Origin of the sequence: uncultured Streptococcus sp. (assembly GCF_938036805.1) — a bacterium.
In the GTDB taxonomy this organism is placed as follows: domain Bacteria; phylum Bacillota; class Bacilli; order Lactobacillales; family Streptococcaceae; genus Streptococcus.
In genome coordinates, this window is the sequence record NZ_CALHWC010000129.1 from 1 (window position 1) to 7,051 (window position 7,051).

The 7,051-nt window shown below is 44.5% G+C and carries 6 protein-coding genes and 1 pseudogene; 1 reads left to right on the top strand and 6 read right to left on the bottom strand.

Annotated features, from left to right (window positions below; all coding sequences use genetic code 11):
• Positions 1-434 precede the first annotated feature (434 nt).
• The 6 genes from grpE to Q0191_RS05145 form a co-directional block, all read right to left on the bottom strand.
• A complete protein-coding gene (grpE, locus tag Q0191_RS05120) occupies positions 435-1,001 on the bottom strand; it encodes a nucleotide exchange factor GrpE (RefSeq protein ID WP_297664426.1) in 567 nt (188 codons plus the stop codon).
• Between the two features lie 38 nt (positions 1,002-1,039).
• Positions 1,040-2,074, bottom strand: a complete 1,035-nt coding sequence (gene hrcA, locus Q0191_RS05125) for a heat-inducible transcriptional repressor HrcA (protein ID WP_297664428.1) — start codon at positions 2,072-2,074, stop codon at positions 1,040-1,042.
• Between the two features lie 192 nt (positions 2,075-2,266).
• The gene (locus Q0191_RS05130; protein ID WP_297664430.1) at positions 2,267-2,818 is read right to left on the bottom strand and encodes a ClbS/DfsB family four-helix bundle protein; all 552 of its coding nucleotides are present in this window, start codon (positions 2,816-2,818) and stop codon (positions 2,267-2,269) included.
• 12 nt (positions 2,819-2,830) lie between these two features.
• Complete coding sequence (locus Q0191_RS05135) at positions 2,831-3,445, bottom strand: GyrI-like domain-containing protein (RefSeq protein ID WP_297664432.1); 615 nt, start codon at positions 3,443-3,445, stop codon at positions 2,831-2,833.
• A 60-nt stretch (positions 3,446-3,505) separates the two neighbouring features.
• Entirely contained in the window at positions 3,506-4,405 is a 900-nt protein-coding gene (locus Q0191_RS05140; RefSeq protein ID WP_297664434.1) for a YafY family protein, read from the bottom strand.
• A gap of 328 nt (positions 4,406-4,733) precedes the next feature.
• Positions 4,734-5,606: a mechanosensitive ion channel family protein gene (locus Q0191_RS05145; RefSeq protein WP_297664437.1), complete on the bottom strand. Its 873-nt coding sequence runs from the start codon at positions 5,604-5,606 to the stop codon at positions 4,734-4,736.
• Between the two features lie 163 nt (positions 5,607-5,769).
• Here Q0191_RS05145 and sstT point away from each other — a divergent pair.
• Positions 5,770-6,985: pseudogene (gene sstT, locus Q0191_RS05150) on the top strand (serine/threonine transporter SstT).
• Positions 6,986-7,051: the final 66 nt, after the last annotated feature.

Genomic DNA, 7,051 nt, shown 5'->3' on the forward strand with positions numbered 1-7,051 from the left:
GAACTGCAACTGCTGAGTTTGTTGTACCTAAGTCAATACCGATAATTTTAGACATGCGTTTTTCTCCTTAAATTTTATTTTCTATTTTTCTTTTTAATACTCTTCTTAAGTGGCGACGCCATCAGAGCTTGACTCCGTCAATCTCTTTGACTAAACTTTGAGCCTAAGGTCTCAAAGTTTGCGTAAATAGCGCCACGGCGAAGAGTATCGCCTTTGGTTCACTTCGCTCACTATTGGTAAAGCTGAACCATTGTTTATCATTCTTTCATAGTTTATTGTCGTTTCGGACAAGATTCCTATTTTATATTTTTATATGTTACGACACGAGGAGTCGAAATCGATTTTATTTCGACGACGAGTTAGTAAGGAGGCTAGGCAAACGCCATAGCGATTGCCGTTTTCTGACGAGTTGCTTTAGCTACCGTCAGAATTGCCTAGTTATACACTACCACCATAGCTGGACGTAGGATTCGGTCATGAAGTTTGTAGCCTTTTTGGAAGACTTGGGCAATGGTATCTGCTGGATGCTCGTCATCTGCTGGAACTGTTTGGATGGCCATATGATAGTTATGGTCAAATGCTCCGTCCGCTACGATTTCTTCAATTCCTTCTTCTTTAAGGGCATGAATCAAGCTTTCTTGTACCATTTCCAAGCCTTTTTTGACGTCGTCTGTCAATCCTTCAACGGTAAGCGCACGCTCAAGGTTATCCAAAGAAGGGAGAATCGCTTTTGCCAAATCTTGGCTACGATAGCGTTGCAAGAGTTGGCGTTCTTCATTGGCACGACGTTGGATATTTTGCATTTCTGCATGAGCGCGAAGGTATTTATTTTCAAAGTCTTCTGCACGCTCATTGGCTAGTTCTAGTTCTGATTTTTCGGGAGTAGTTTCATCCGCTTCTTTAGCGGTTTCTACCTTTTCTTCTGTAGTTTCTACAGCTTCTTCAGTAGCTTCTACCACTTCCTCTTCTTTTACTTTTTCATTTTTTATTTCCTCAGACATTTTTCGCCTCCTTTTTAGGAATTTATGTAATTTCATGTTTAACTCACCTCATAATGATTACTACTCAAATATCGGTAGAAATCGATGAGTTTCATAGTTAGGACTCGATTGACAACATTGAGTTGACTAACCACCTTTTGGTAATCCAGATTGACTGGACCAACCACTGCCAGCATACCAAAGCCCCGATAGGGAATCAGGAATTTGCTGGAAATCAAGGTTAGATTAGCCAGACAGTCCTCTTGGCTAGCTGCGACTCGGACATTTTGCATTTGATCCTCGGCTAAGCTGTCACGGATTTCAAAGGCGACCTTCTGCCGATCATCAAAGAACTGATAGGCCTCAAGATCCGCAAAACGTAACAACTGGACCTTACCAGCTACAGCTACTTTTTCCGAAAACATCTGAGCAAAAATATGCTCAAAGAGATCGAGAACATTGTCCGTCGTCGTAAAGTAACGCTGGATAATCTGCGGGATCTCCGTCCGAATCTTATAGTGAATGTCTAAGACCGTCTGTCCCAGAAAGCGCTCTTGAATCATATCCCTCAAGCGCAGTAGGTCTTCCTGGAGAAAATTCCTAGGAATCATGAACTGACTGGTCAGGGTATTGGACTCATCCAAAGTAAAGACAGCTAAGGCTGCATGCTGACTGAGAACCACGATATCAAAAGCTGTCAGTCGCTGCCGACTAGGCTCGACATCCAGAGCTACAACCGTGCAATCACTCAACTCTGCCAAGACATCTGCCGCCCGCTGTAGGATATCCTCCAGCTTGAAGAACTCTTGGTCGAAAGCTTTGACAACTTCGTAGAGCTCATTTTCCGCCAGCTGATCAAAGGTCAAGGAATGGCGGACAAAATACTGGAAGCCTGCTACACTGGGCTTGCGGCCACTTGATGTGTGGGCCTTTTCCAGCAATCCTTCCTTTTCCAAGGCTGCCATATCATTTCGAATAGTGGCACTCGAGGACTGGATAGACTCTTGCAAGGCTTTAGAACCGACAGGCTCCTGCGTCTTGGTAAAGATATCAATAATTAGATTTAAAATCTCATTTTGGCGTTCTGTTACCAAGGACCTCACCTCTCTTTAGAAAATTCCAGCCACTGGCGAGATTTTATTTTTTATATTTAGCACTCTAATACATCGAGTGCTAAACCATGATTCTATTATACACTCTTAAAAATGAATGTCAAGACAAAAAACCAAAAAATTAGCACTCTTTTTGCAAGAGTGCTAAAAATCAGTCTCAAGTCCTAGAAAACTTTATTGGACAGGATTCCTTTTACAATTCTTTTGATGAGCTTTAAGCTTTTTCATAGCCCAATCATAGTGGCTGGATGTAGAGCTGACAAAATAAGAACCCAAGGTCGTTCCGCCCGTCCATTTATAAACTCCCTTGGAAAACAATTCTTCATTGGTTAAGGTTGCGGCTAGGTCCAGGACAGCTCTATGCGAACTAGCCAGCAAAGAACTTGCCTCCTCAAGAGAGGTCTGCTGGTGCTTTTCCCAAAATGCGGCATTCATCTCACCATACGTTCTCCAATTGTAGGGAGCTGGCAGAAAAGTCTTCTCTTCTCCCCTTTGATTGGCCTGCACCCAGTTAAGTAGCAGTTGGTGCCATTCATAAAGATGGATTAAGACATCCCTCAAGTTCCGATCGCGCTTCCAGTGAGCTTCTTTCTTTTTCTCATCCTTTGAAAAATCAAAGGGCCTCGCCAACTCGTCCGCTGTCATGTTCGAAATAAGCAAATTGAGTTTTTCGAAATTTTCTGTAGCAGCAGCCAGCAAATCATTTTTTGTTACAGGTCTTGGCATGATCGATTCCTCCTATCTGACGGAATACCTTAAGATAGTTTTCAACTTTTCTTCTGGTGTCCTCTTTTTGTTGCTTAAGTAAATCTCTCTGTGAACTTGGTCGCATCTCTCCAATCCCAAGCTGCTTGCCAACTCATCCATTTTCTCAAAAGAGGCCGGCTCACTATCATAACTTCCTACATGTAGGATCTGAATAGCCCGTTCCTCTGGAAAGCTCTGTAAACAGATGTCGTCGTAGAGGGGATTGGGCTTTTTCTTATGGACATGCTCAAGCGCCGCTGTAAACATGTCCTGATTGATGACATTGGGCTGCTGAATCATGAGCTGATAGCGAAGCTGACTTTTATCGAAGCCTTCCCCAGCAGCTTTTTCCCAGATCCCTTCCAAAGGATAGACCGTGAAATCCGTCACCTTGTCCTCCGCCTCATCTTTCATCATGGATTTAAAGAGCATTTTTATGGAATAGGCCAGTGAATAAAGGGCAGCTACCCGCTCGGAGAAATCCGCTTCATTGGGGTCACCCTCTCCTTCGATCACAATGAACTGTTGACTTGGCACCTCTACCAGCTCTGGCTTTTGCTTAGCTCCATAAAGAGCTTTTTCACTCTTTCTCCATTCATATTTCATCTTGCTGCCTCCTTTTCTCTTCTTAGTACAAGTATACAAGAAGATACCTGACACCCTATGTCAAGTTTTATATTTTTCTGCTAGCTTATGAATCATTTCTTTCATTTTCACTCGGATTTCGAGCGGATCTAAGACCTCCACAGCGTCTGCAAAGGACAGGATGTAACTATATAGACGATGGTCGTTGGGAATTTCGATTTCTGTATATAAATTTCCTTCGGCATCTGTCCGAATGTCTCCGCCTAATTCGTCATAAACCCTGAAGGCAACTTTGCGATCAAACTTGACTGCCAGTTTAATGGTATTTTCGTAGGCCAGTTCTTTTTCCAAGACGACATCTTCAAAGCTGTCTTCAAATCTCTCCTCCAGCCGCTCCAGATTTTTCATCCGAGATAGCTTAAAATACCTGAATTCCTGTCGCAAGAAGCAAAAAGCATAAAGATACCAACTCTGATTTTTAAAGAACAAACGGACAGGCTTGACACGGCGATTTGTCTCCCGCTCATTACTAGCAAAGTAAGAAAAAGAAACAAGGTGCTTACCTAGAATTGCAGTTTTCAATTGGTGAAAGGTATCTTCATATGTTTTATCGTTTTGCCAGTGATTAAAATCAATTTCGATCCAGTTGGGATTTTTGACTTGAAAAAGTGCCGAAAGCTTTGTAAGCAGGTCATTCTGGTAAAGCTGGCTGGTGCTGTCCAGACCTTGCAGGGCCGCCATGATCTGCTCTTTCTCCTCCGCTGTCAGCAAGGACTTCCGCAAGACAAAATCCTCTGCGATTTCTATGCCGCCACCCTTTCCTTGCGTGGTATAAATCGGAATCCCAGCGCTGCTTAGAGAATCCACATCTCGATAAATGGTCCGGACCGAGACCTCAAATTTCTCGGCCAGCTCCGTTGCAGTCACTTTCCCTCTCTCCAAAATGTAGTACAATATCCAAAATAGTCGATTATTCTGCATGCCTACTCCTTCTCCTCTTCCTATTATACAATACTTGCCATAGCATGTCATATTTAGGCAGGTTAGACCTAGGATAAGCTGTAATGAAAAAGAGAGTGGGACAGAAATTGGTAATTCGTTAGAATTCGATTTCGTCGTCCCACCTCCGCACAGTTGAGTAGGGCTGTAAAAGCTGATGAAATCAGCGTAGTAGAGCCCACTCAACCACTGCGTCTTGCTCGACATTCCAAAGACAATTGAGAGGCTAGGACTTTTGTCCCAGCCTCTTTTAGTGATTAGAAACCTTATTTCCGATAGATGTTGCTTGCCTTTGTTTCCCTGACCACTACTAAGCTTTACCACTATTTCCTGTGACAGGAGCAAATGTTGGCAGCGCCACTCCTTCTTTTAGCAGGGCTTCATGGTAGAGCCTGTAAAAAATATGGTAGATACTGGTCTGCATGCCGCCCTCTACTGTCAAGCTGACCCGAAAATTAAACTGGCCATTAGCGGCCATCTGCGGGCCTAGAATATCAGGCTCCTTCATAATCTCTGGATGCTCTGGCACAGCTTCCTGATTGACAGCGGCGATAATCCGATAAATCTCATCCAAATCCGTCTCGGCATAGATAGGAATATCAATCAAAACCCGCATATCGCCACGGGAAAGATTGCTTACAACGGTGATATTTCGATTGGGCACAAAGTGAAGAGTTCCGTCCGCATCGCGTACCTGCGTAGTACGAATCCCAACACTGACAACCGTTCCCGCGATATTGATAGCACCATTGGTCAAGCGAACATTGTCCCCTACATCCAACTGACGCTCTAAGAGAATAAAGAAACCATTGACTAGGTCGGACAGAAAGCCCTGCGCTCCCATCCCAATTGCCACACCAGCAATCCCTGCCCCAGCCAAAAGACTTGAGACCGGCATACCCAAAATGGATAAAACCCAATAGAACAAGAGAAAATAAAGTACATAATTGAGCAAATTCTCAATTAGGCGCATAATGGTCTTTTGCCGAGCCGCATCCTGCCGAGATAATTTCAAAGATGGCGCAATCAGTCTAGTCACAAACAGATGGAGAATTTTCTTAGCCACCCAAAATAGTAAACATAAAAAGACCAAGGAGACGAATTTCGAAAACACATCATCCAGAATAGCTGACCAGTCAAATTGCTGGAAATAGCGCGTAAAGACATTCCCATTAGCTGTCATTCTTTCCTCCTATGAGATACAAAAATCTTATTCATTATACCACAAAGGACGGCGGATAATCATCAAAGCGGCCTTATTCTGTATAGGGTATACCAAAAAATATTGATTTTATACGACCTCTAGCGTATAGTGGAAAGCAGTTTATTTTAGAAAGGGAGCTCCTATGTTTCATCGAATTCTTTCTGCTTGGAATCGCGCCAATCTTATCAAACGGATTTCCATTGGAATTGTCACAGGCGCCCTGCTGGCCCTCATCTTCCCACAAGCCAGCGCCATTAGCCTACTAGGCCAAATCTTTGTCGGTGGCCTAAAAGCTATCGCACCACTGCTCGTTTTTACCCTCGTTGCCAATGCTCTCTCAGCACCAAAAAGGGCAGAAAAGCAATATGAAAACCGTCATTATCCTCTATCTAATAGGGACTTTTGCAGCTGCCCTTGTCGCTGTCCTCACCAACTATGTCTTTCCTGTGACCATCGAGCTGACTGCTGCCAGCTCAGAAGTCAGTCCACCAGAAGGCATCGGCCAGGTTCTGAGCAATCTCCTCCTCAATCTTGTCGATAATCCAATCAACGCCCTGACCAAGGCCAATTATATCGGGATTCTGTCTTGGGCAGTTGTCTTTGGGGTGGCCATGCGAGAGGCCAGTCAGCAAAGTAAAGAACTCTTAAGAACACTGGCAGATATCACTTCGAAGATTGTCGAATGGATCATCAATCTAGCTCCCTTTGGTATTTTAGGGCTGGTGTACACGACCATTTCTGACAAAGGATTTGAAGCACTCAAGAGCTACGGCATGCTCCTTCTCCTATTACTGGGTTCCATGGCTCTTGTTGCGCTGGTCGTTAACCCCTTGATTGTCTTCATTATGCTTCGGAAAAATCCTTATCCACTGGTTTGGCGCTGCTTAAAAGTCAGCGGCGTCACCGCCTTTCTCACTCGTAGTTCGGCTGCCAATATCCCTGTTAATATGAAACTGTGTCGAGATTTGGGCCTCAATCCTGAAACCTACTCGGTCTCTATCCCACTCGGTTCAACCATCAACATGGCGGGAGCAGCGGTGACAATCAATACGCTGACCCTTGCAGCGGCCAATACACTGGGCATTCAGGTGGACTTCGGAACAGCCTTGGTGCTCAGTATCGTTGCGGCCATTTCCGCCTGCGGGGCTTCTGGAGTGGCTGGAGGCTCGCTTCTCCTGATTCCTGTGGCTTGTAGCCTCTTTGGCATCCCAAACGATCTGGCCATGCAAGTCGTCAGCGTTGGTTTTGTTATCGGCGTCATCCAAGACTCTTGCGAAACTGCCCTCAACTCATCCACAGACGTGCTTTTTACAGCTGTTGCTGAAATGAGCGCCTGGCCCAAGGAAAAACGTTATTAAACAAAGCGCTGAGACTGGGACAAAAGTCCTAGCCTCTCAATTGTCTTTGGATTGTCGAGCAAGACG